This window comes from Stenotrophomonas sp. PD6 (assembly GCF_049199305.1).
GTDB lineage: Bacteria > Pseudomonadota > Gammaproteobacteria > Xanthomonadales > Xanthomonadaceae > Stenotrophomonas.
Genome location: NZ_JBLZQD010000001.1, coordinates 151,886 through 171,874 on the forward strand (window position 1 = coordinate 151,886; position 19,989 = coordinate 171,874).

Annotated in this window: 20 protein-coding genes; 16 read left to right on the plus strand and 4 right to left on the minus strand. The window is 64.4% G+C overall.

Annotation, left to right across the window (positions count from 1 at the left end; all coding sequences use genetic code 11):
• Positions 1-21: 21 nt before the first annotated feature.
• Genes ACOZHM_RS00575 through ACOZHM_RS00605 form a run of 7 tightly spaced genes read left to right on the plus strand, consistent with a single transcriptional unit; the run spans position 22 to position 8,724 of the window.
• Positions 22-1,977 (plus strand): FTR1 family protein, encoded by a 1,956-nt coding sequence (locus tag ACOZHM_RS00575; RefSeq protein WP_005413375.1) that lies wholly within the window; start codon positions 22-24, stop codon positions 1,975-1,977.
• Between the two features lie 27 nt (positions 1,978-2,004).
• Positions 2,005-2,622, plus strand: a complete 618-nt coding sequence (locus ACOZHM_RS00580; RefSeq protein ID WP_005413376.1) for a cation transporter — start codon at positions 2,005-2,007, stop codon at positions 2,620-2,622.
• Positions 2,619-2,975: a hypothetical protein gene (locus ACOZHM_RS00585; protein ID WP_012480228.1), complete on the plus strand. Its 357-nt coding sequence runs from the start codon at positions 2,619-2,621 to the stop codon at positions 2,973-2,975. The genes ACOZHM_RS00580 and ACOZHM_RS00585 overlap by 4 nt, the downstream gene beginning before the upstream one ends.
• A gap of 55 nt (positions 2,976-3,030) precedes the next feature.
• Positions 3,031-4,308 (plus strand): TolC family protein, encoded by a 1,278-nt coding sequence (locus ACOZHM_RS00590; protein WP_005413377.1) that lies wholly within the window; start codon positions 3,031-3,033, stop codon positions 4,306-4,308.
• Entirely contained in the window at positions 4,305-5,252 is a 948-nt protein-coding gene (locus tag ACOZHM_RS00595; RefSeq protein WP_005413378.1) for an efflux RND transporter periplasmic adaptor subunit, read from the plus strand. Before ACOZHM_RS00590 ends, ACOZHM_RS00595 begins: the two co-directional genes overlap by 4 nt.
• Before the next feature lie 8 nt (positions 5,253-5,260).
• Positions 5,261-8,452: an efflux RND transporter permease subunit gene (locus ACOZHM_RS00600; protein WP_005413379.1), complete on the plus strand. Its 3,192-nt coding sequence runs from the start codon at positions 5,261-5,263 to the stop codon at positions 8,450-8,452.
• Positions 8,449-8,724: a hypothetical protein gene (locus tag ACOZHM_RS00605; RefSeq protein WP_005413380.1), complete on the plus strand. Its 276-nt coding sequence runs from the start codon at positions 8,449-8,451 to the stop codon at positions 8,722-8,724. Before ACOZHM_RS00600 ends, ACOZHM_RS00605 begins: the two co-directional genes overlap by 4 nt.
• 375 nt (positions 8,725-9,099) lie before the next feature.
• Here the strand turns inward: ACOZHM_RS00605 and ACOZHM_RS00610 are convergent, their stop codons facing one another.
• Together ACOZHM_RS00610 and ACOZHM_RS00615 are read right to left on the minus strand one after the other, a co-directional pair.
• Positions 9,100-10,500 (minus strand): MBL fold metallo-hydrolase RNA specificity domain-containing protein, encoded by a 1,401-nt coding sequence (locus tag ACOZHM_RS00610; RefSeq protein ID WP_005413381.1) that lies wholly within the window; start codon positions 10,498-10,500, stop codon positions 9,100-9,102.
• A 111-nt stretch (positions 10,501-10,611) separates the two neighbouring features.
• The gene (locus tag ACOZHM_RS00615; RefSeq protein WP_049430389.1) at positions 10,612-11,439 is read right to left on the minus strand and encodes a universal stress protein; all 828 of its coding nucleotides are present in this window, start codon (positions 11,437-11,439) and stop codon (positions 10,612-10,614) included.
• Positions 11,440-11,490: 51 nt separating this feature from the next.
• Here ACOZHM_RS00615 and ACOZHM_RS00620 point away from each other — a divergent pair, with 51 nt between their 5' ends.
• The 4 genes from ACOZHM_RS00620 to ACOZHM_RS00635 all read left to right on the plus strand — a co-directional run bounded on the left by ACOZHM_RS00620 (position 11,491) and on the right by ACOZHM_RS00635 (position 15,289).
• Positions 11,491-12,870, plus strand: coding sequence for an MgtC/SapB family protein (locus tag ACOZHM_RS00620; RefSeq protein WP_080101814.1), 1,380 nt, complete (start codon positions 11,491-11,493; stop codon positions 12,868-12,870).
• An 88-nt stretch (positions 12,871-12,958) separates the two neighbouring features.
• Positions 12,959-13,729, plus strand: coding sequence for a universal stress protein (locus ACOZHM_RS00625; RefSeq protein ID WP_049447182.1), 771 nt, complete (start codon positions 12,959-12,961; stop codon positions 13,727-13,729).
• A 20-nt stretch (positions 13,730-13,749) separates the two neighbouring features.
• The gene (locus tag ACOZHM_RS00630) at positions 13,750-14,589 is read left to right on the plus strand and encodes a universal stress protein (RefSeq protein WP_049430394.1); all 840 of its coding nucleotides are present in this window, start codon (positions 13,750-13,752) and stop codon (positions 14,587-14,589) included.
• Positions 14,579-15,289 (plus strand): DUF2238 domain-containing protein, encoded by a 711-nt coding sequence (locus tag ACOZHM_RS00635; RefSeq protein WP_049430396.1) that lies wholly within the window; start codon positions 14,579-14,581, stop codon positions 15,287-15,289. Before ACOZHM_RS00630 ends, ACOZHM_RS00635 begins: the two co-directional genes overlap by 11 nt.
• Here ACOZHM_RS00635 and ACOZHM_RS00640 read toward each other — a convergent pair.
• A complete protein-coding gene (locus tag ACOZHM_RS00640) occupies positions 15,268-15,567 on the minus strand; it encodes an ArsR/SmtB family transcription factor (RefSeq protein WP_032967187.1) in 300 nt (99 codons plus the stop codon). The genes ACOZHM_RS00635 and ACOZHM_RS00640 overlap by 22 nt on opposite strands.
• A gap of 207 nt (positions 15,568-15,774) precedes the next feature.
• Here ACOZHM_RS00640 and ACOZHM_RS00645 point away from each other — a divergent pair, with 207 nt between their 5' ends.
• From ACOZHM_RS00645 to ACOZHM_RS00665, 5 genes are read left to right on the plus strand one after another with little or no spacing between them, the layout of a single operon-like run.
• Positions 15,775-16,686, plus strand: a complete 912-nt coding sequence (locus ACOZHM_RS00645; protein WP_421567463.1) for an MBL fold metallo-hydrolase — start codon at positions 15,775-15,777, stop codon at positions 16,684-16,686.
• Positions 16,683-17,123: a YeeE/YedE family protein gene (locus tag ACOZHM_RS00650; protein WP_005413386.1), complete on the plus strand. Its 441-nt coding sequence runs from the start codon at positions 16,683-16,685 to the stop codon at positions 17,121-17,123. The genes ACOZHM_RS00645 and ACOZHM_RS00650 overlap by 4 nt, the downstream gene beginning before the upstream one ends.
• Positions 17,120-17,551, plus strand: a complete 432-nt coding sequence (locus ACOZHM_RS00655) for a YeeE/YedE family protein (protein ID WP_046272483.1) — start codon at positions 17,120-17,122, stop codon at positions 17,549-17,551. Before ACOZHM_RS00650 ends, ACOZHM_RS00655 begins: the two co-directional genes overlap by 4 nt.
• The gene (locus ACOZHM_RS00660; RefSeq protein ID WP_049430400.1) at positions 17,548-17,985 is read left to right on the plus strand and encodes a TIGR01244 family sulfur transferase; all 438 of its coding nucleotides are present in this window, start codon (positions 17,548-17,550) and stop codon (positions 17,983-17,985) included. The genes ACOZHM_RS00655 and ACOZHM_RS00660 overlap by 4 nt, the downstream gene beginning before the upstream one ends.
• 27 nt (positions 17,986-18,012) lie before the next feature.
• Positions 18,013-18,774, plus strand: a complete 762-nt coding sequence (locus ACOZHM_RS00665; protein ID WP_080341470.1) for a sulfite exporter TauE/SafE family protein — start codon at positions 18,013-18,015, stop codon at positions 18,772-18,774.
• Here ACOZHM_RS00665 and chrA read toward each other — a convergent pair whose 3' ends face one another.
• Positions 18,775-19,977, minus strand: coding sequence for a chromate efflux transporter (gene chrA, locus ACOZHM_RS00670; protein WP_046272486.1), 1,203 nt, complete (start codon positions 19,975-19,977; stop codon positions 18,775-18,777). It abuts the gene before it with no gap.
• Positions 19,978-19,989 lie beyond the last annotated feature (12 nt).

The following is a 19,989-nucleotide window of genomic DNA, read 5'->3' on the forward strand; positions in this document are numbered from 1 at the left end:
GCGGCGCTGCATGTGACGACCATGCCACTGCCCATCGCCTTGATTCGCTACTGCCTGATTGCCTTGCTGATCGGCTGGGTTCTGCCCGCTTCTGCTCAGGCGGAGCCTGCCGCAGCAGACCTGCGCCAAACCTGGCAGATGCTCGATTACATCGCGGTCGACTACCCCGGCGCGGTCCAGGCCGGTCGCGTAATTGCCCCCAACGAATACGCCGAAATGAGCGAGTTTGCCGGCGCCGTGCGCAGTCAGCTGGCAGCATTGCCCGGTGGCCAGAACCAGCAGGAGCTGACGGCCCAGGCCGACCGCCTGGTCCAGGCGGTGGCAGAGAAGGCCGACCCGGCGCAAGTGGCAACGTTGGCGCGCGGGCTCGGCACGACGCTGTTGGCCCGCTACCCGATCGGCGCTGTTCCGGCGAGCGCGCCGAAGACCTCCCAGGCCGCGTCCATCTACAGCCAGCAGTGCGCGGCCTGTCACGGCCCCACAGGTCACGGTGATGGCCCCGCCGCGCAAGCGTTAAGTCCGCCGCCGATCGCGTTCACCGATGCCACTCGCGCCGCGCAGCGAACGCCGCTGTCGTTGTACGAGGTCATTTCCCAGGGTGTGCCGGGTACCGGCATGGTCAGCTTCTCTGGGCTGTCAGAAAGTGATCGCTGGGCGTTGGCATTCTATGTGGGCAGCTTGGGGTACTCCTCGCAAGCCAAGGCTCAAGGTGAGGCGTTATGGCGCACCAGTGCCGAGGCCCATACGCACATTCCCTCGCTCGAAGCGCTGACACGCACGCGAGAGGCCGATCTTGCCACCACGATGCCCGCCGATCAGGCAAACGCGATCATCGCCTACCTGCGTTCGCAGCCACAGGCAGTAAACGAAGCGGTACCAGGAGCCGATCGCTTTGCGGTGGCGCGGCAGCGACTGGCCGCCAGCCAGCGCGCTTACGCTGATGAGGACCTGGCTCAAGCCAAAAAGCTTGCGCTCTCGTCCTATCTGGATGGTGTAGAGCCGCTTGAACCCACGCTGGCCACGCGCAATCCGTCATTGCTGCGAGAGATCGAGACGGCCATGGCAGGCTACCGCGCGCAGCTGGATCAGCATGCGCCCGCGGCTGACGTTGCCGGGCAGGCAGCGCAAATTGCCCAGCTGTTTGATCGCGCGGACGTGGCGCTGCAGGACACCCGAATAGGCGCCAGCACCGCGTTTCTAGGCAGCTTTACCATCTTGGTACGCGAAGGACTGGAAGCGCTGCTGATCGTGATTGGTATCGTGGCGTTCTTGCGTAAAGCCGAGCGGTCTGATGTGTTGCCGTATGTGCATGCGGGTTGGATCTGCGCGTTGTTGGCAGGCGCAGCTACCTGGGCAGTGGCCACTTACTTTGTTGATATCAGCGGTGCGAACCGGGAAGTCACTGAGGGCGTCTCGGCCTTGTTCGCTGCCGCTGTCCTGCTCAGCGTAGGCATCTGGATGCACCAAAAGAGCCTTGCAGGGCGGTGGCAGGAGTACCTGCACGCCAAGCTGACGACTGCGCTGACACGGCGCTCGGCTGTTTTCCTGTTCATGCTGGCCTTTGTCGCGGTGTACCGCGAGGTGTTTGAGACGATCTTGTTCTACATCGCGATGTGGAGCGATCAGGCGTCCACCGCCATCCTCGCAGGCCTGGTGGCGGGAATCGCGGTGTTGGCTGCGGTGGCGTACTGGATGCTGCGCATGAGCAGGCGACTGCCGATTGGCCGGTTCTTTTCGATCAGCTCGATTCTCATCGCGGTGATGGCGGTCATCCTGATCGGTAAAGGCGTGGCCGCGTTGCAGGAAGCGGGCTGGATCTCTCAAACACCGCTCGCGTTGCCGCGCATCGAGTGGATCGGCCTGTATCCCACCTGGCAGTCGCTGCTGGCGCAGGTATTGGTAGGCACCGCCGCCATCGTGGGGTTCCTCGCCAATGCCCGTTCCGGTGTGCGTAGACAGCCAGGCGCAAACAAGTAATGAAACAACACAGCAGAGGACCAAGACATGAGTGATTGCGGGTGCCACCACGAAGCCAAGAACAAGGAGGAGCGACGCATCCTCTGGATCGCCTTGGTCCTGAATGCAGCGATGGCCGTGATCGGCGGCATTGCCGGCTGGATTGCCCATTCCACCGGGCTGCTGGCTGACGCGCTGGACATGCTGTCTGACGCCACCGCCTATGCCATTGGCCTGGTCGCTATCGGGCGCACGGCGCGCTTCAAGGCCAACGCCGCGTGGGTCAGTGGCAGCGTGCTGCTGGTGCTGGGCGTAGGCGTGCTGGTCGAAGTCGGCCGCCGGGTGATGTACGGCGCCGAGCCGGTCAGCGGTTGGATGATCGGTACCGCTCTGGTCTCGCTGGCCGTGAACCTGAAGGTGCTCCGTATGCTCGCCCCCTTGAAGTCTGGCGAAGTGCATCTGCGAGCGACCTGGCTGTTTACCCGCGCCGATGTGGTGGCCAACGTTGGGGTGATTCTGGCCGGCCTGTTGGTGTGGTGGCTGGCCAGCCCCTACCCGGATTTCGTGATCGGCGCCCTGATCGGCCTGTATGTGATCAAGGAGGCTTTCGAGATCTTGGGTGATGCTCGCCGGGCGCGTGCCGACGCGCGCAAAACGCCTGCATGACAGCGCTTGGCCGGCTGAGCTGTGGCCTGCGCTGGCTGCTGCTGGCGCACTTGGCCGTGGGCCTTGTGACGCAGCCGGTGCTGGCAGTGGTTGGCGAGCTCCATGCTCAAACCCATCTGGCCGCGGCCGACCATGACCCGGCAGTGGCATCACCAGCTTCCGAGCGTGGCGTAGACGCCGCGCTGCACCGGCTACAGCAGCTGGTGCTGTGCTGTAGCCAGGCCGCGCCGGCTCCAGAAATAGTGTTGGCCATTGCTCATATCGGCCGGCATTGGCCGTCGGCGACAGCCCATGCGGACAGATATCGGCATGAGCACCTGCTCGCGCCGTTCCGGCCGCCGATCGCAGGGTGATGCGCGCCGGCGTGCGCCGGATCCCTGTTGGCTATCGAAAATTCTGGAGTACTTCATGCATGTGCGATTGGCGGCCCTGGCCGCGTGGCTACTGTTGAGCGCGGCGGCAACGCCGGCGACAGCAGAAGAGCTGATGACCTTGGACGACGCGTTTGCACGCGTGGCCCAAACCCACCCCGAGCTGCGCCTGGTCGATGCGCGGGCCACGGTGCTCGCTGCCGAGCGCGACCAGGCCGTGCAGCGGCCACCGTGGACGTTGGGGGCGGAGGTTGAAAATGCGCTGGGCACGGGCGCGGCCCGTGGCCTGGACAGCGCGGAGTTGACCTTGAGCCTGAGCTCGGTTCTGGAACGCGGCGGCAAGCTCGACGCCCGCCGCACCTTGGCCCAAAGCCGGATTGATGCACTGGCCGTGCAGCGCGAGACCGGGCGGCTGGACCTGCTCGCCGAGACGGCGCAGCGCTATTTGGCCGTTGTCGGTGCCGACCGGCAACGTAGCCTGGCGAACATGGATGTCGGCCAGCGCCAGCGGACCGTCGCCGCTGCCCGGCAGCGCCTGCAGGCTGGCGCGTCGCCCGAATCGGTGGTGCTCACCGCACAAGCAGCACTGGCGCGAGCAGAATTGACCCGTGATCGGGCCGAGCAGCAGCGCATTGCCGCCCGACAGCACCTTGCTGCCCTCTGGGGCGAACGTGCTCCGAGCTTCGAGGTGGCCGCGGCCGATCCCATGGCCCTGCCGGCGATCGCGTCCATGCAGTCGCTGGCCGAGGAATTGGAGCGCACTCCCGAGTTGGCGCAGTTTGTCGATGCCCGCCGGATCGCGCAGGCACGACTGCAGCTGGCGCGTTCGGCGGCCTCGCCGGACCTGTCCTGGCAGCTCGGTGTGCGCCGCCTGCAGGAGACCGACGACACCGCGCTGGTGGCCAGCCTGTCCATGCCGCTGGGCAGCCGCAGCCGCGCACAGCCGGAGATTCGCGCCGGCGAGGCCGAGCTGGAGGTCCTGACGATCGAGCGCGAGGCCAAGGGCCTGTCGCTGTATTCCACCTTGGTCGAGGCCCATGGCCGCTACACCGTGGCGCAGGCGGAGGTGGCACGGCTGCAAGGCGACGTGCTGCCGAAGCTGGCCCGGGCTGAGCAGGCCGCCGAGCGCGCCTATCGCGCCGGCGCGATCAGCTACCTGGAATGGGCACAGCTGCAGTCCGAACGCACGGCCATGGCCCAGCAGCAGCTGGACGTGGCGCTCGATGCGCAGCGCGCCCTGATCGAAATTCAACGACTGACCGGACAGGCGCTTGTAACGCCGGCGGCGGCCGCTTCCACCGGAGAGACCCCATGAATCGCTTTTCCTGGACCGCACTGGGCATGGCCCTGTTGCTAACAGCCTGCAATGCGTCCGCCCCCAACGAAGCCTCCGAGGGCGCCGCCGCCGCTGAGGGCGAAGAGCACGGCGAGCACGAGGAAGCGCCGCTGGAAACCAAGATTGCCACCAAGGCGGCGCAGGCGGCGGGTATCCAGGTCGCACCGGCAGGCCCCGGTGAGATTGCCGATGAGCATGAGGTGCAAGGGCTGTTGACCCCGATTGACGGTCGCATCGCGCAGGTCACGGCACGCTTCCCCGGACCGGTCCGCTCCGTGCGAGCCGGCGTGGGTGATCAGGTCCGGGCCGGCCAGGCACTGGCCACGGTAGAGAGCAACCTGAGCCTGACCACCTATACCGTCACCGCGCCGATCAGTGGCGTGGTGATGGCGCGTACGGCCGCTGTGGGCATGGCGGCCGCTGAGGGCGCGCCGCTGTTTGAGGTCGCCGACCTTTCCACGCTGTGGGTGGACCTGCACATCTTCGGCGCCGACGCTCAGCACATCGGTGCTGGCGTGCCGGTAGCGGTCACCCGCTTAAGCGACGGCGTCACTGCACAGACCACCTTGGAGCGCGTCCTCCCCGGCACCGCAACCGCCAGCCAAAGCACCATTGCGCGCGCCACGGTGGCCAACACCGATGGCCTGTGGCGGCCGGGGTCGGCGGTCAAGGCGCGGGTCACCGTGGATCGTCAATCGGCCGCGCTGGTGGTGCCGATCACGGCGCTGCAGACCGCTGAAGACCAGGACGTGGTCTACGTGCAGCAGGGCGAGACCTACCACACCCGGCCGGTGAAACTGGGGCGCCGCGACGCCGAACGCGCCGAAGTGCTGGAAGGCCTCAAGGCCGGTGAACAGGTGGTGGTGGCCCAGAGCTTCCTGATCAAGGCCGACATCGAAAAGTCCACCGTGGAAGAGGAATGAGGCCCGCCATGCTCGAACGCCTCATTGGGCTGTCCATCCGCCATCGCTGGCTGACGCTGGTGCTCACCGCTGCGCTGGTTGCGCTGGGCGTGTGGAGCTACCGTCACCTTTCCATCGACGCCACGCCGGACATCACCAACGTCCAGGTCCAGATCAACACCCAGGCCCCGGGTTACTCGCCGCTGGAGGCTGAGCAACGAGTGACCTTTGCCATTGAAACGGCCATGGCCGGCCTGCCCAAGCTGGACTACAGCCGCTCGCTGTCGCGGTATGGGCTCTCACAGGTCACCGTGGTGTTCAAGGACGGCACCGACCTGTACTTTGCCCGCCAGCAGGTCGCCGAGCGCCTGCAGCAGATCGCTTCCCAGCTGCCCGACGGATTGGACCCGGAAATGGGGCCGATCTCCACCGGGTTGGGCGAGATCTTCATGTACACCGTGGAGGCCGAGCCCAACGCTCGCAAGCCCGACGGCACCCCGTACACCGCCACGGACCTGCGCACCCTGCAGGACTGGGTGATCCGGCCGCAGCTGCGCACCACGCCCGGCGTCACCGAGGTCAACACCATCGGCGGCTTCGAGCGGCAGATCCACATCACCCCGGATCCGGCCCAGTTGGTGGCGCTGGGCTTTACGTTGAACGACGTGGTCGCCGCGGTCATGCGCAACAACCAGAACATCGGTGCCGGCTACATCGAGCGCAATGGACAGCAGTTCCTGGTGCGCGTGCCTGGCCAGCTGGCGAATCTGGATGCGATCGGCAACATCGTGCTGGATCGCCGCGATGGTGTGCCCATCCGGGTGCGCGACGTCGCTAGCGTGGGCGAAGGCAAGGAGCTGCGCACGGGCGCGGCCACCCAGAATGGCCACGAGGTCGTGGTCGGTACCGCCTTCATGCTGTTTGGCGCCAACAGCCGGGAAGTCTCCCAGGCGGCCGCGGCCAAGCTGGACGCTGCCAACGCCAGCTTGCCTGCCGGCGTCCATGCCAAGGCCGTCTATGACCGCACGGCGCTGGTGGACCGCACCATCGGCACGGTGTCCAAGAACCTGATCGAGGGCGCGCTGCTGGTGGTGGTGGTGCTGTTCCTGCTGCTGGGCAATGTGCGCGCCTCGTTGATCACTGCGGCGGTGATTCCGCTGGCGATGCTGTTCACCATCATCGGCATGGTGCGTGGCGGCGTGTCGGGCAACCTGATGAGCCTGGGCGCGCTGGACTTCGGCCTGATCGTGGACGGTGCGGTGATCATCATCGAGAACTGCCTACGCCGGTTCGGGGAGGCGCAGCACGCGCTGGGCCGCCAGCTCAATGATGAAGAGCGCTATGACCTGACCGCCTCGGCCACCGCCGAGGTGATCCGTCCCAGCCTGTTTGGCCTGGGCATCATCGCCGCGGTCTACCTGCCGATCTTCGCGCTGTCCGGGGTGGAAGGAAAAATGTTCCACCCGATGGCGATCACGGTGGTGCTGGCCCTGACCGGTGCCATGGTGTTGTCGCTGACCTTTGTGCCGGCAGCGATCGCCAGCTTCCTGCGCGGCCGTGTGGCTGAGCACGACAACCGCCTGATGCGCTGGTCGCGCGCCCGTTATACGCCGCTGCTGGATTGGGCCCTGCGTCGGCGCGTGGTGGTGCTGGCCGGCGCGGCCGTGCTGGTGGTGGGCTGTGGCGTGCTGGCCACCCGCTTGGGTTCGGAGTTCGTGCCGAGCCTGGATGAGGGCGACATCACCTTGCAGCCCATGCGTATTCCCGGCACCAGCTTGGAGCAGTCGGTGGCCATGCAGGAAACGCTGGAGAAGCGCCTGGCCCAGTTCCCGGAGGTGGCCAACATCTTCTCCAAGATCGGCACCGCCGAGGTGGCCACCGATCCTATGCCGCCGTCGATGGCCGACACCTTCCTGATGCTCAAGCCCCGCGACCAGTGGCCCGACCCGCGCAAGCCCAAGGCCGAGCTGGTGGAAGAGCTGGAGGCGGCGGCCAAGGAAATCCCGGGCAGCAACTACGAGTTCACCCAGCCCATCCAGATGCGCACCAACGAGTTGATCTCCGGCGTCCGTTCGGACGTGGCGGTCAAGGTCTACGGCGACAACCTTGACCAGTTGACGCGCCTGGCCAGCCGGGTCGAGCGGGTCATGCGTAGCGTCCCCGGCGCCGAAGACGTCAAGGCCGAGCAGGTCTCCGGCCTGCCGCTGCTGACCATCACGCCAGATCCGGCGGCATTGGCACGGTATGGCCTGAACCCGGGCGATGTGCAGGAAACGGTGGCCACCGCCATTGGGGGCAGTGTTGCCGGCCAGTTGATCGAGGGCGACCGCCGCTTCGACCTGGTCGTGCGCCTGCCCGAAGCGCAGCGCCAAGACCCCGCTGTGCTGGCAGATCTGCCCATTCCGCTGCCGGCAAGCACCAGTGTCGATGAGTCCAGCCGTCTGGCCGCCGGCGCCAATGGGGGGCCTCGCACGGTGCCGCTGCGGGAAGTGGCGAAGATCCAGGTAGAGCGCGGGCCCAATCAGATCAACCGCGAGAACGGCAAGCGCCGCGTGGTGATCACCGCCAACGTGCGCGAGCGCGATCTGGGCGGGTTCGTCGGCGAGTTGCGCACACGCATCGGCCAGGATGTCGCGCTTCCAGAGGGCTACTGGATCGATTACGGCGGCACCTTCGAGCAGCTGATCTCGGCCACCCAACGCCTGGGCGTGGTCGTTCCGGTGACACTGGCGTTGATCTTCGCTCTGCTATTCATGGCCTTCGGCTCGGCCAAGGATGCGGCCATTGTGTTCAGTGGCGTGCCGCTGGCGCTGACCGGCGGTGTGCTGGCACTGGCTCTGCGCGGGATTCCGTTGTCGATCTCTGCCGGCGTGGGCTTCATCGCGCTGTCGGGCGTGGCCGTACTCAACGGGCTGGTCATGATCGCCTTCATCCGCCGTCTGCGCGAACAGGGCGATCCGCTAGACGACGCTGTGCGCGACGGCGCCCTTGGACGCCTGCGACCGGTGTTGATGACCGCCCTGGTAGCCTCGCTGGGCTTCCTACCCATGGCCTTGAATGTCGGTGCTGGCTCGGAAGTGCAGCGGCCGCTGGCCACTGTCGTCATCGGCGGCATCGTCTCATCCACCGCATTGACCTTGTTGGTGCTGCCGGTGCTCTATCGTTGGCTGCATCGCGACCGAGCTCCCCGCGCCGGTAGCACTGCTTTGGAGTCCCCATGAACGAGCTCAACCTGGAACAGGTCCGTGCGGCGATGTTTACCGACCCGGGCGTGAAAGCGGTGGACGACCTGCGCCTGGTCGCCGGTGAGCATGGCCGTGCGATCGCGGCCACCATCACCGTCGCTGCGCCCTCGGTCGACCTGGACCTGGTGCATGCTGTGATTGCCCAGGTCCTGGCCGATCAATTCGGCATCGATCAGATCATGCTGTGTTTCAACGACCCGGGCCCGGTACCGCCGCCGCCCACCGCGGTGCCGTTAAAGAAGATGTGATCGCAGCCCCTGGCTCTATGCGTCTGCGCTGGCAGGCGCATAGAGCTGATGACCCGGCAACGCGCACGCGCCGGCATACACAAAGGCCACGCTTTGCCGCACGCACGTCAGCTATTACCGCGAGCCTAAGCTGCGCCCCAAGCGAATCTGCGATGAGGCGTCCCATGGGCAGCACGGTACACGAAACAGCAAGTAGCGATGCTCGGGTTCGCTTGTACGCACTCAACGCGTCTGCGAGCCCGAGAGCTGCTTCAACCCAATCGCGGAAAACAAGGTGTGTCACGAAAGTATCCCGTTTTTCAGAAGATTCGCACTCTCCGCCCATGCCGACGGGCGCCAACGAACTACGGCGTCTGCAGCCATGCCGGACCTTACTCAGCCCGGGTCGAGATCAATGTGCTGTAAGTACTCGGGGATGCATGCAGACCAATGCAGCTGCCGCTCAATGGCTAACCTCTGAGCGTCGGCAGCGTCTGGCTCTCCGTGTGTGATGAAAACCCGCCGCGGAGTCGTCTGTGCCGTGCGCAGCCAGCTTAGAAGTTCATCGGCGTCGGCGTGGGCAGAAGCTGCTTCCACCTGTACCACCTCGGCACGTATCGGCACGTCCTGACCATAGATTCGCAGTAACTTGTCACCGCGCACCAATGCCGCCCCGCGCGTTCCCCCTGCCTGGAAGCCTGGCAAAAGGATCATGTTGCGACAATCCGGGCCAAAGGCGATGAGATGATGAAGAATGCGTCCCCCGGTCAGCATTCCACTACCCGCGACGATGATCATAGGGCCTTGCCGAAGGTTGAGAGCCTTGGATTCCTCGATGCTATTGACGAGCCGGGTTGCCGCGTGCAACCGCTCCAGTGCGGCGTCATCCAGCAGATGTTCGTTTCTGTATTTCCCATAGAGCAAGGTGACGTCCTTTGCCATGGGGCTGTTCAAGTAGATCGGGGCGCGCGGAATCCGCCCTTCCGCCTGCAGGGTGGCGATCACGTGCAACAAGAGCTGGGCGCGCCCCACCGCGAACGCCGGTATCATCACCACTCCACCCCGCCCGAGGGTGCGCCGGATCGGCTCGATAAGCAGGTCCGTCAAAGACGTCGTCGGATGGCGCCGATTGCCGTATGTCGATTCGACCACGACCCAATCCGATGCCGGCAGCGCCCAGGGAGGGCGCATCACCGGATCGTTCGAACGACCGACATCACCACTGAACGTGATGCGCCTGCCCCGATGGATCAGCGATACCGATGCGGCGCCAAGGATGTGTCCCTGTTTGCGAAACGTAGCCGTTACGCCAGGCACCGGTTCAAAGGGATCGGAAAAGTAGACGACGCGCATTAGATCCAGGCACCGTTGCGCATCCTCCTCGGTGTAGAGCGGCTCGGCCGGATGGTGTTTCGAGCTGCCACGCTGATTGGCGTGGCGCGCCTCCTCCTCCAGCAGGCGCGCGGCGTCGGGGAGAAGTATCCTGCATAGATCCCGGGTGGCCGGTGTGCACCACACGGATCCATGGAATCCCTGCTTCATCAGTCGTGGCAGATATCCGCTGTGATCCAGGTGCGCGTGGGTGAGCACCACCGCATCAATGGATGCGGGATCCACCGGAAACGGTAGCCAGTTCCGCAATCGCAGCGGTTTGTATCCCTGGAAGAGCCCGCAATCCACCATGACGCGGGCGCCACCGGCCTCTATCAGGTAGCGTGAGCCGGTGACAGTATCCGTGCCGCCCAGGAACGAGACACTGAGGCGGGTTGCATCGTGAGGCGGATTGTTCACGTACATGGATCACCTGGGAGGGCGTTGGATCAGCCGTGCGGCAGGCCAAGCCGGCGTTGCTCGGCAGCCGATGCCCGGTACGGGAGAACTGGGTGGCCAGCGGGCTTCACGCCGATCTCAGTGGGCGAGAAATACTGGTATCGGACTGTGCCGGATCAGTGTGCGGGTAACGCCGCCAAACAGGAATTCCGAGGCACGGGATCTGCCGTAGCCGCCGGCGACAATGCAATCGGCGCCGCTCTCCTTCACGAAGTTCAGTATGGCCGGTCCTGCTCCACCTTCCTCATAGCCGCGGTGCACAGGCGAGGCTGAGACGCCGTGGCGCTGTAGATGAGTCACCAGGCGCAGAGTCGCGTCTTTCTCCCTGCTGGGTTCGCCGGGACCGGCATCGATAGACAACAGGTGTACACGCTGTGCAGCGACAAGCAACGGCAAGGCATCATGGACCGCGCGAATGGATTCCCTCGTGCTTTTCCATGCAATTACAACGTCACGCGGCACCGCATCGCGTGCTTCCGGTGGCACGAGCAGCAGCGGCACGCCCGATTCCACCAGCAACGAGGAGACAAGCGTGTCCTCAATGCCGGGGTCATCGCGATGCAACCCCAAGATGGTCAGGTCAACGCATCGTGACTGAGGCATCACCTGATCCACAGGCCCCTCCCACACCCTCTCGTTCGCGGACACGAGCCAATCTACCCCTGCGCCCGCCAGCCGCTCCTCCAGCGACGTGGCAAGCATCCTGACCGTTTCCTTGGCCGGCTCGTGCAGAGCGGTGTAGACGGCAGGGTAGTACATCCAACCCGTCGCTACCGGCACAACTACACTGGCCCCAGCCAGAGCTACCAGACGGCTCCCCTGCTCACGCGAAAGCGCCGTGGCCAGACCCAACGCCTGCTCGTGCAGGCGCCCCAAGACGAAGGGCAGCAGAATGTCGCAGTACATGATCGGTCTCCCCGGGGTGAAGGAGTCGTTAGCTTGAGCCCCGCGCGACGAATGAACTTGATCGAAGTCAACGAAAGTTCCCCTGGATCGTTGACTTGGATCAAGTCATCCCGGGATTCGTTCTGGACAAATGCCCGAGCAGAATCGCCATTGACCGATTCCAGTGGGCAACCAAAAATGCTGAGCATCGTCCAGGATCCGGCAGGCACCGCCGCGGGGCTGATTACCGCCTCTGTCGTGGGCGCCCTTGTTGGACTGGCCTGGCAGCGAGCAGGCGGGAGGATGGCGGCGGCCCACACGCGCTTTGGGGGCAGTGTTGTGCTTGCGCTGGTCGCGATCTCAGGCGGGTTGGGAGCGCTGCTGGGAGGCGCGGCGCTGGTAGCTGGCGCAGTGCTGCTGGGCCTGGCAGTCTGCCCTCGCCCACGACACTCCCAGGCAGCCGCGGCCAGTCTGATTGTGCTGCCTGCCCTGTATCTGGTAGGCGCCATTGCGGTAAGCGCACCTGCAACGGCGATCCTCGCCGGCAGTGCCATCCTGGTGATACTGGTTGGGGGCCCTGCCCTGATACGGAAGGTGAATGCGAAGGTTTCCAGCCGTGAGCTTCGGGACGTCGCAACGGTGCTGGTTGCTGGCTTTCTGATTCTTCCCTTGCTTCCAGACCGCACCGTCGACCCTTGGGAAGTCATCAACCCGAGTCGGCTCGGCACACTCATCGTGGCGCTGATGGCAGTCAGCGTCGGAGCGCACCTGGCGCTACGCCATCTGGGGCCCCGGTCGGCCTTGGCCTTGACCGGCTTCGCCGGTGGGTTTGTCTCCAGTACCGCCACCATCGCGGCAATGGCGGACGGGGCGCGGTCGTCGCCCCGGCTGGCGCCTGCATTCGCAGGAGCAGCCTTGCTTTCCAACGTGGCCATGATTCTGCAGTTGGGCCTGGTAATGGGCACGCTGGCACCTGCATTACTCGCCTACAGCATGGTCCCGCTGGTCTGCTCGGCAATCGTGGCCATGGGGATAGCATTGGCATTCGGATGGCGGTCCTTGCTCAGTACCTCAGCGGTGTCCGGGCTGGCCATCGTGCGGCCATTCAAACCGTTGGCGATCGTGGTTTTTGTTGGGCTGATCGTCATTCTGCTTCTGGCAGCAAGTCTGCTGCGAGACTGGCTGGGTGACGAGAGCCTGCCCTGGACTCTGGGCATCTCCGGCATTGCCGACGTACATGCCGCCACCGCCTCTGCCGCCCAGATGGTTGGTGCGGAGCGGATCAGCAACGGTATCGCGATACAGGCGATCACCATCGCACTCGCGACCAACTCATTGCTGAAATGCTTGATCGCCGCGGCAAGGGGCGGATGGCGCTTCTCTGCTCCGTTGTTGATCGGGACCAGCCTGATCGTCGGAACGTTCGCTGTGGCCGCCGGGCGTAGCGGGTGATCGTCAACACCTTGACCCACGTCAATATCTCCGTGCAGGACTGGCGGAGAATGCGGGGCAACGCCGGCCTCTGTGTCCAACAGCCAAGATGGATATTCTTGTCCCTTTGACGGATACGCCCGCTGATGCTTCTGCCATGCAGCTGGCAGCAGCGCTTGTCGGCGCCCGTGGCGGGCACATCACGCTGGTGCAGCCAGTGGAATCTCCCTTGCCCGACGTTGCACGCGCCGAAGTCCCGCCCAGAGTCGCCACGCTCTTGCGCCGGGTTGCGCAGTGGAGCGTTCCGCATGACATCCAGATCGAGGACGGGCGCGCGGAACGTCCTGTGGACGCGATTGCCCTGCGCGCACAGGGTTTCGACCAGGTGATAATGGCGTGCGCCGGACATGACCACGCCGAGCGCAGGCTGCAACATGCTCAGTTCTCTTCACTGGTTAGCCGATCCGGACGCCCCATCCTGGCATTGCCAGGGAGAACCCGTTTCGACGGAATCTTCAAGCGGGCCGTCATCGGCTGGAGTGCAACCCCCGAATCCGCTCGCGCGGCACATGATTTCCTGAGATTGGATTTCGCGTGTGCCCTTGTGGTTACCACCGTGGACGGAAGTGACCGGGTCAATGAACATGCTCAGGCGTTCATCAACAGTCTGATGCGGCAGGGGCGAGAAGCGATATTTACTCCCGTGTCGTCAGATGGGGGGAGCGTGGCTGAAGCGCTACTGGGCCACGCATTTGATAGCCAGGCGGATCTACTCGTCTGCGGCGCCTATGGCCATTCGCGCGCGCGCGAATGGCTGCTGGGGGGAACGACGAGGGAGCTCTTCGAGCGCACCCTCACGCCCCTGTTCCTGTCACGTTGACGCACCAGGATGCCAGAGCCATGTTGAAGGATATTCTTGTGCCTTTGTCAGACTCATCAGCAGATGACGCGGCCATCCGCTTCGCCGTCGAGATCGGCAGGTCGCAGGACGCGCGGGTGCGCATCATCGAAACGGTCGACCTGCCTCCGCCGGCGATCGGGACTGCTGATCCGACGCCCCGCGCATCGTTCCTGGCTGCCCAGGACGCATGTCGGCGGGAGGCCTCGGAAAGAGCCTCAAGGATCAGGGCCAGAATCGCAGAGCACCCTGGTGTTTCCGTAGAAGTTCACGAAGCGGGCATTGAATCTCCTGCAGAGCTCGCCGCTCGACTGGCCTTCTCTGCGGATCTGGCCATTGTCGGGGGCTGGTCAGGATTCGCCAAGGCCGACCCAGCGGGCGTGGCCCTGTTCAATGCGCTGCTTTTTGACGCGGGAAGGCCCGTTGTGGTGGTGCCGCCGCATTGGCGGGCAAGCGACCACTCGTGTGCGATTGTGGGTTGGAAAGACACCCCAAACGCATGCCGCGCCCTGCACAGCGCGATCCCATTGCTACAGCAGGTGCAGACTGTCCTTCTGGTGGAGATATGCAGCCATTCGGACGAGATGGAGGGTGCTGCTGGCACTGTCACAGCTTCCCTCATTGAACACCTCCGGAGCTGGGGCATCGCCGCATCGGCCACCCGGCTGCTTGCCAGACACCGCCGTTCCAGCGAGGTCCTGCTCGATCACGCCCGCGCGACCAAGGCGACGTTGATCGTGGTTGGCGGATACGGACACTCCCGCCTGCGCGAGCGGACCATCGGAGGGATGACGATGGAGCTATTGCAGGGGGCGACCATTCCGGTCCTTTATGCCCATTGAGTACCCCCAACGCCAGGATCGTGCCTCGGCAGCGGCGAAAGGCAGATTGGGGAGCACGCAGTCGGACTCCTGGCGCTTCGCGCTGTTCTGCCTTGGAATCTACATAGGGTGCTGGCTGCTTGCCGCAGTCGAACCCTACCACCGGCGCGACTGGTTGCTGGAGAATCTGCTGGTATTCATCGCCATTCCCTACGTTGTCTTCCAGCAGTGGAAGCGCCCGTTCCGGCCCGCAACCAATGTCTCGCTTCTGCTTTTTCTGTGCCTGCATGCCGTGGGCGCTCATTTTACGTACTCGGAAGTCCCTTACGACGCTTGGGCGCAGAAACTTGCGGGCTACAGGATCACCGACCTGTTCGGCTGGGATCGCAACCATTTCGACAGACTCGTTCACCTCGCCTACGGCGTATTGGTCTTTCCCGCGGCGAGAGAGCTCTACGCAAGGCGTGCTGTGGCCAGCGAGCTGACGCTGACCCTGATTGCCACTCAGTTCATCGTCGCCACGTCCGCTGCCTATGAACTGATCGAATGGGGCGCGGTTCTGGTGGTCGACCAGGACCTTGGAATGGCTTATCTCGGCATCCAGGGCGACGTGTGGGATGCGCACAAGGATGTGCTGTTGGCGTCGGCTGGAGCGATCATCAGCGCGGTGGGTGCCAGCGTACGGCACGCCACGTCTGCTCACTCCCGGTCGTCGGACTGATCCACGCAGAAGATCCTGTGCATGGCAACCAGCATCGCCTCAACGCGGCTGTCATTGATGCGATAGAAGACTGAACGTGACTCTCGCCGGGTCGTCACCAGATGCCGTTGACGCAGTTCGGCGAGCTGCTGGGAAAGGGCCGGCTGTCGGATGCCGGTGGCCTCCTCGAGGGCGCCGACGGTCGACTCCCCTTGGGACAGCTGACAAAGCAACAGCAGACGCGACGGCGTGGCCATGAAGCGCAGCAACTCGGCCACTTCAGGCGCCCGTTCCTTCATGTCGGCCAGGTTGTTGGCGGTGAGGCGGTTGGTCAAGAGCGGTTCACCAGAAAGGAGAGCTAGAGCGTACCTGTTAATCCGCACGCCAGCTGAACCGGACAAAGGACACGAAGCGGCACTTACATAGTTTACGTAAGTATGTATTAATATCCATCATACAACCACCGGGAGCGAGTCGTGAACAGGCCTGTCGTCGTCGATTCTTCATTGGAGAGAGCTCAAAACATCGTGCGTGAAGCGCGAGGTGGCCACACGCCTTCGCCTTGCGTGAAGACGTTCTTCGACCCCGCCACCTTTACGGCCAGCCACGTGGTACGCGACCCCCGGTCTTCGGCGTGCGCCATCATCGACAGCGTTCTTGATTTCGATATGCCCTCTGGACGCACCTCGACCGACTCCGCCGCGGCGCTGGTCCAGTACATTCATGACGAAGGGCTGCAGGTTCAGTGGCTGCTGGAAACGCATGCCCACGCCGATCACCTTTCCGCTGCACCGTGGTTGCAGCGGCGGGTCGGCGGAACGCTTGCCATTGGCGAGCACATCACCGGCGTGCAGGACACCTTCGGCAAGGTTTTCAACGCTGGCAAGGAGTTCAAGCGCGACGGGAGCCAATTCGACCATCTGTTTGCCGATGGCGCGGAGTTCACCGTTGGGAATCTCCAGGCAACTGCCTTGCACGTGCCAGGCCACACCCCTGCGTGCATGGCCTACGTCATCGGGGATGCGGTCTTTCCGGGCGACACTCTGTTCATGCCGGACTACGGCACGGCCCGCTGCGACTTCCCCGGTGGCTCGGCCCGCCAGCTCTATCGCTCCATCCAACGTCTACTGGCCCTGCCGGATGACGCCCGGGTGTTCCTCTGCCACGACTACAAGGCCACGGGCCGGGATCGGTTCGCATGGGAAACCACCATGGGCGCGGAACGAACCGCGAATATCCATATGCATCAAGGTGTGACGGAGGACATGTTCGTGGAGATGCGTGAGAGCCGCGACGCGACGCTCCCCATGCCGCGCCTGATCCTGCCCTCAGTGCAGGTCAACATGCGCGCGGGCCATCTGCCCGACCCGGATGACAACGGGGTGCGCTACCTCAAACTGCCGGTGGACCTGCTATGACCCTCCCCTCTTTGGCGTGGTACTGGCCCGTCATCGGCGGCCTGATGATCGGTACGGCAGCGGGTGGATTTCTGCTGCTGACCGGTCGCATTGCCGGCGTCTCCGGCTTGCTTGCAAACACTCTTGGCCTGTCGTCCGCTGGCGACCGCTCCTTGTCGGCCCTGTTCCTGGCAGGGCTGCTGGTGGCGTCCGGGCTGGCGCTCGCGGTCAAGCCCATTTCGCTGCCGTCGCTTTCAATCTCCGCTACGCCGTTGTTGGTGTTGGCCGGGCTGCTGGTCGGCTTTGGAACCCGCCTCGGATCTGGCTGCACGAGCGGTCACGGCGTTTGCGGCCTGGCCAGGCTGTCACCACGCTCCATGGTTGCCACGGGCGTTTTCATGCTCATGGGCATGGCGACCGTGGCGGTTGTCCGCATGATGATCGGAGGCGGAACATGATCCGGCTGGCGGCAGTTCTGTGTGGCGCCTTGTTTGGCCTGGGCCTGGTCGTCTCGGACATGGCCAATCCCACGCGCGTACTCGCCTTTCTTGACGTCACAGGCAGGTGGGATCCATCACTGGCACTTGTCATGGCCGGGGCGCTGATTCCGTCAGCGATCGCCTATCGATGGGTCCGCGCACGCAATGCTCCTGTGCTCGCTGCGGCGCTGCACATTCCCAATCAGCGTCAGATCGACCGGAACCTGGTCATTGGCGCGGCAGTGTTTGGCGTTGGGTGGGGGCTGGCAGGCGTATGCCCGGGCCCGGCCATTGCACTGTTGCCAACGGGTCAACCCTTTGCACTCGTTTTCGCGGCCGCCATGGTCGTCGGCATGCTCCTCCACTGGCTCCTCCACCGTCCCCGCTCAACAGAGAATTCGCCATGAATCTGCACTCACTTGCGCCGAGCTTGCATGTGACCGACCAACTGGTTCCCACCGACATACCTGCCTTGAAAAAGGCGGGCATCTCGAGTGTCATCTGTAATAGACCCGACGGCGAGCAGCCGGACCAGCCCGATCACCTTGCACTGCAGGCGGCCTGCTCCAGGGCGGGCCTGGGCTTTGCCTATCTGCCCGTCGTGCCTGGCGGCATCACCGATGGACATGTGCAGCAGTTTGGCGTGCTGCTGGAACAACTGCCTGCACCCATCGTCGCTTACTGCAGGACCGGCACCCGCTCGACGTCGCTATGGGCCCTATCCCAGGTTCGTAACGGCGGAGCTACGCCCGAACAGGTGCTGTCCATTGCCGGTGAGGCTGGTTACGACCTGTCCTCTCTTGCTTCGCGCCTGCGAGGCGCCCCCTCTTCCGCTGCCTAACGGCCAACTGACATGGAAACCCTTTCCCTGTTGCAGCTCGCGCTGGGTGGACTCTCCGGCATTCTGGTGGGCTTCGTACTCGGGCTGGTCGGCGGAGGCGGCTCTATTCTGGCTGTCCCGCTCATGCTTTACCTGGTGGGCATCGACAGTCCACACGTCGCCATCGGTACCAGTGCATTGGCGGTTGCTGCCAATGCACTTTCCAACCTTTTCGTTCATGCCCGCCGGGGAAACGTGAGATGGCCGTGCGCGTCGGTCTTCGCGTTGGCAGGCATCGCTGGCGCCTATCTGGGCTCCAGCTTAGGTAAGGCCGTGGATGGGCAGCGACTATTGTTCATGTTTGCCCTGCTGATGGTCGTGATAGGCATTCTTATGCTGCGCAAACGCAATGCGGAAGGTGATGCAAGCGTCCGCCTCAGCAAAGGGAACATGCCGGCACTGCTCGGATTAGGGGCGTTCTCCGGGGCACTCTCCGGATTCTTCGGTATTGGCGGCGGCTTCCTGGTTGTCCCTGGGCTGATGGCCGCCACGGGCATGCCGATGCTGGCCGCAATAGGCAGCTCCCTCGTAGCTGTCTCCGCTTTCGGTCTGACGACTGCCATCAACTATGCTCAATCCGGCCTGGTCAACTGGCCACTTGCTGCCGCATTCGTCGTTGCTGGAAGTGCGGGCGGAATCGCCGGAGCGCGCGCATCAGCAGCGTTGGCAGAGCACCGTGGAGTGTTGAATGTTGCATTCGCGCTACTCATTTTCATGACGGCGGCTTATATGCTCTGGCAGATGCCCTGACTACCGCGCCATCGCCCAACCCGCCATGGCAGCCAGCAACACCACCACGATCGGCGGTGCACGCGCGACGACCAGTAGCCCGAACGCAACCAGCGCCATCGTGACATCCCATCGGTCATGGATCGCACTCGTCCACACCGGGTCGTACAACGCTGCCAGCAGGATCCCGACGACCCCGGCGTTGACGCCTGCAATTGAAGCCTGCAGATCCTTGCGGTGGCTTAGCGACTCCCAGAAGGGCAGCACTCCTACGAGCACGAGAACGGCAGGCATGAAAATGACCGCCAACAGCGTAAGACCTCCCGCCCAGCCACTCAACGGACCCGCGGCCATGGCCCCCAGGTACGCTGCGAATGTGAAAAGAGGGCCCGGCACCGCCTGCGCCGCACCGTACCCGGCGAGCAGATCTGCCGTGCTCACGGTGCCGCTCTGGACAACCGCGGTCTGCAGCAATGGCAGCACGACGTGGCCGCCGCCAAAGACCAGGGCGCCGGCGCGGTAGACCCCCTCCAACAGCATGGCCAGGGGGGATCCGCTCGCCGCGGCCCACACCGGCAGCAGAACAAGTGGCAGCACCAGTAGCACCAGTGCCACCGTGCCGGTTCTTCGCGAGACGGGATAGCCGCCGTCTGATTGGCCGGAAACTGGTTCGATCTTCAGCATCCAGCGACCGAGCAGTCCGCTGAAGATGATCACCACGATCTGGCCGACGACCGAGGGCATGGCCAAGGTCAACACAGCGGCAACAAATGCCATCCCTGCGCGCAGACGGTCCGGGCACAGGGACCGGGCCATTCCCCATACCGCTTGGGCCACCACGGCAACTGCCACGATCTTCAGGCCATGCAGCCAGCCGGATTCAACGATGCCCTGGTATCCGGCAACGCCCAAGGCAAACAGGATCATCAGCACGGCCGAGGGCAGGGTAAAGCCTGCCCAGGCGGCCACCAGACCAGGCCAGCCGGCTCGACGCAGGCCAAGCGCCATTCCAACCTGGCTGCTGGCCGGGCCCGGAAGTAGTTGGCACAGGGCCACCAGATCGGAATAGCTACGGTCCGTCAGCCAACGGCGACGCTCGACGAACTCGTGGCGGAAATAGCTCAGGTGGGCAATCGGGCCGCCGAACGACGTCAGTCCCAGTCGCAGGAACACCAGGAAGACGCGCCACGCGCTTTCGGTTGTTGCGGGATCGAGCGGCGACATAGGGCATGACCT